This window comes from Mycolicibacter senuensis, assembly GCF_003284925.1.
Lineage (GTDB): Bacteria > Actinomycetota > Actinomycetes > Mycobacteriales > Mycobacteriaceae > Mycobacterium > Mycobacterium algericum_A.
The window spans coordinates 1-3440 of record NZ_QMEX01000228.1 but is presented as its reverse complement, the minus strand read 5'-3'; the positions used below and the strand labels follow the sequence as shown (position 1 = coordinate 3440).

General features: G+C 67.1%; 5 protein-coding genes. 2 read left to right on the top strand and 3 right to left on the bottom strand.

The genetic code is table 11. From position 1 onward, the window contains the following. Positions 1–72: 72 nt before the first annotated feature. Together DQP56_RS25680 and DQP56_RS23225 are read right to left on the bottom strand one after the other, a co-directional pair. Positions 73–1026, bottom strand: a complete 954-nt coding sequence (locus DQP56_RS25680) for an aquaporin (protein WP_286167810.1) — start codon at positions 1024–1026, stop codon at positions 73–75. Positions 1027–1226: 200 nt separating this feature from the next. Continuing rightward, complete coding sequence (locus DQP56_RS23225; RefSeq protein ID WP_112689397.1) at positions 1227–2021, bottom strand: rhomboid family intramembrane serine protease; 795 nt, start codon at positions 2019–2021, stop codon at positions 1227–1229. Between DQP56_RS23225 and DQP56_RS23220 the strand changes: the two genes are divergently transcribed. Continuing rightward, entirely contained in the window at positions 2020–2700 is a 681-nt protein-coding gene (locus tag DQP56_RS23220; RefSeq protein WP_112689395.1) for a class I SAM-dependent methyltransferase, read from the top strand. The genes DQP56_RS23225 and DQP56_RS23220 overlap by 2 nt on opposite strands. A 43-nt stretch (positions 2701–2743) precedes the next feature. After that, positions 2744–3196 carry an Rv1352/Rv1906c domain-containing protein gene (locus DQP56_RS23215; protein WP_353617225.1) on the top strand — a complete coding sequence of 151 codons (453 nt, stop codon included), beginning with the start codon at positions 2744–2746 and terminating at the stop codon, positions 3194–3196. A 45-nt stretch (positions 3197–3241) separates the two neighbouring features. Here the strand turns inward: DQP56_RS23215 and DQP56_RS23210 are convergent. Next, the coding region (locus DQP56_RS23210; RefSeq protein ID WP_133259017.1) for a DUF732 domain-containing protein at positions 3242–3440 on the bottom strand (199 nt) is incomplete at its 5' end.

Sequence of the window (3440 nt, the reverse complement as noted above, 5' to 3'; positions counted from 1 at the left end):
CTCTCAAGGCTGAAATTTGGTCCGCTAAAAACCATGGATGAAGATGAAGAAGAGGAAGAGGAAGACATTTCATCACACATGTGAGCTGCTCCTGAATGAACCAAGTGCCTTAACAGCTCCTGCTCTCAAGATAAACTGGTGGTAGAAGGCTGCAATTGCTGCACCTATGAATGGTCCAACCCAGAAAATCCAATGGTCATCCCAAGCTTTCTTCTGGTTGTAGATGACAGCAGATCCAAGACTTCTAGCAGGGTTAATACCAGTGCCTGTGACTGGGATTGTGGCCAAATGGACCATGAATACTGCAAATCCAATTGGAAGCGGTGCCAAAACAGGGACATGAGAATCTCTGGCATTCCTCTTGGGATCAGTGGCAGAGAAGACTGTGTAGACAAGAACAAATGTTCCGATGATCTCGGCGGCGGCGGCGCTGGCCAGCAGAAAGACGGTCAGCCGCACCCCGCCGACGGTGGGCAGCCGACCGCGGCGCCGGGCGCGCAGGCCCAGCAGCAGGGCGACCGCGATCAGCAGCAGCGGCCAGAGGAAGTAGTACTGCTCCTCGACGCCCAGCGACCAGGTGTGCTGCAGCGGCGACGGGGTGCCCGCCTCGGTGAAGTAGTCGGTCTGCTGGGCGACGAACCGCCAGTTGGCCACCCAGAAGAACGCGGCGATCGCGTCCTCCCGTAGGCCCACCACCGCGTCGGACGGCAGCAGTTCGTGCGCGATCGCCACGGTCAGCACCATCAGCACCAGGGCGGGCAACAGCCGGCGGCCGCGGCGGATCCAGAAGCCGGTGAGGTCGATGCGCCCGGTCCGGTGAAGCTCGTCGATCAGCAGCGAGGTGATCAAAAATCCGCTCAGCACGAAGAACAGGTCGACACCGATGAACCCGCCCGACACTCCCGGGATGCCGCCGTGATCGGCCAGCACCAACGCGACGGCGATCGCGCGCAGGCCGTCGAGGGCGTGAATCCCCGGTCGTCGCCGCTCCCGCCGCACCCGGTCCGCGGCACGACCAGTGGTCAGCCGGGCGGCACGCGGAGCCGGCGCGACCCAGCGGGTTCTGCCCGAGGTGCGCACGGAGGTGGCCCGGCGAGTCCGGCTCCCGACCGGTCGACTTATCTCCTGTTGGTCGCTGCTGGCGACGATTGGTCGATCCTCTCGCTGGTGGACCACCGAAAGCTTAGGGGGCGACCGACCTTCCTACCCCGGCGACACGCTCGGTGTCAGGAGACCAATTCGGCAGTGCGCCACCAGATCAGCGCAACGAACAGCACCAGTAGCGCAACGCTGACCGCGAGTTGGATCTGGTTGCGGCGCGGCGCGGCGGGATAGACGTAGGCAGCCGCGACCAGCAGTCCGGTGACCAGACCGCCGACATGGCCCTGCCAGCTGATCTGCGGGATGGTGAACGTGAAGATCAGGTTGATCACGATGATCGCCGCCACCCAGCCGATGTCCATCTGCAGTCGCCGGCCGACGATCAGCGTCGCCCCGAACAAGCCGAAGATGGCGCCGGAGGCCCCGGCGGTGGCGGTGTTCAGCGGCGCCAGCAGATAGACCGTGACCGAACCACCCAGCGCGCTGAGCAGATACAGCGCACTGAATCGGGACCGGCCGAGCAGCCCTTCCAGCGCCGGTCCCACCACATACAGCGCCCACATGTTCAGCAACAGGTGCATCGCCCCGTAGTGCAGGAACGCCGACGTCAGCAGCCGGTAGAGCTGGCCGTCGGCCACGGCCGGCGACCAGAGCACCAGCTCGGAATCCAGCTGGCGGGACGACATCTGCCCGATGAACGCCAGCACGTTCAACGCGATCAGCCCGTAGCTGATCACCGGAGTCGTCGAGGCGGCCCGCACCATCGGGCGCGACCGGCGTGGCGCGGCCCCCTGCTGCGCGCAGTCCACGCAGTGCTGCCCCACGGCGGCGCCGCGCATGCAGTCACCGCAGATGTAACGCCCACAGCGGGTGCAGCGCAGTGCGGTGGCCCGGTCGGGGTGCCGGTAGCAGACGGTCATGGATACACCTTCTCAAAGCCCTGGCGGTAGGTTTCATGCCGTGGCACCTCCCGCTCCGCGCCGAGCATTCAATGACGTCGTCACCCGGTTCTGGAGCCTTGCCGCTCCGGCCTATGACACCCGCTTCCTGCAACGCTGGGTCTATCGTCCGGCCCAGGACGAGCTGATCGCCGTGCTGCGCTCTCATCGGCCCGCCCGGGTCGCCGACGTCGCCTGCGGCACCGGCATCCTCGCCGACCGCATCGAACGCGAACTGCAACCCGAGGCCGTCTACGGGGTGGATATGTCCGACGGGATGCTCGACGAGGCCCGGGCGCGGTCACCGCGGGTGCAGTGGCTGACCGGCCCGGCCGAACAGCTGCCGTTCGAGGACGGGACGCTCGACGCAGTCGTCACCAGTTCGGCGTTTCACTTCTTCAACCAGCCGGCCGCGGTGCGGGAGTTCCACCGGGTACTGGCGCCGGGCGGGATGGCAGCGGTCACCGCGATGAGCCCCCGGCTGCCCGATCCGCTCCAGCTGGCCGGGATCCGGTGGAACCCGTCACGTCAGCCCACGCCCAGTGAGATGCGCACGCTGTTCACCGACGCCGGATTCTCCGTGGCCGACCAGCACCGGGTGGCGCGACCGGCCTGGACGCTGCTGGTGTCGGACCTGATCACCGTCGGCGTCAAGCCGTAACACCGGCGGCATCAGGCCGGACACGCCGGTACCCTCGCCTGGTATGAGACCGATGAGGCTGGCAGCGGCGGCGGTCATGCTGGCGGCATGCGGCGGAGCCACCGCTGTCGCGGGGGCCGAGCCGACTCCGGCGCCCGCCCCCGCACCCGCGCCGAAACAGGTGATCGACACCGACGGCACCTTCACCGTCGGAAAAGACATTGCGCCGGGCACCTACCGCTCCGACGGGCCGCGCGAGGGAAACGCCTGCTACTGGCGCCGAAACAGCGGCGACAAGATTGTCGACAGCGCGATGACCAAGAAACCGCAGGTGGTGCTGATCGAGCCCAGCGACACCACCTTCCGGACCGACCGCTGCGCGCCCTGGCAACTGACCGAATGCCCGCCCACCTGTGCCCCGGCGCCGCAGCAGTCGGCGGGACTGCCCGACGTGCTGAAGGGCTTCGTGCCGCAGCAACGGCCGGCCGCTCCCTCGCCCGCTCCCAGCGGGGGTTAGCCGCGCGCGCGTCGCCGTATTCCGGCTCGGCCGGCTCGCCGGGCTTCACTTGGTGACGAGCTGATGCGGGCAGTAGGCGTTCGCCGCAATGGCAGCAAACTGCGCCGCGCCGTCGGTGGTGAACCCGGGATTGGTGGCCTTCAGGTCGGAGATCACCTGCAGGCCCGGTTCGCCGCGGTCCACCAGCCCGCAGACCGCGCGGGCGGCGTCGATGGCCTGACCGGGGTTGCTATAGGTGATACCG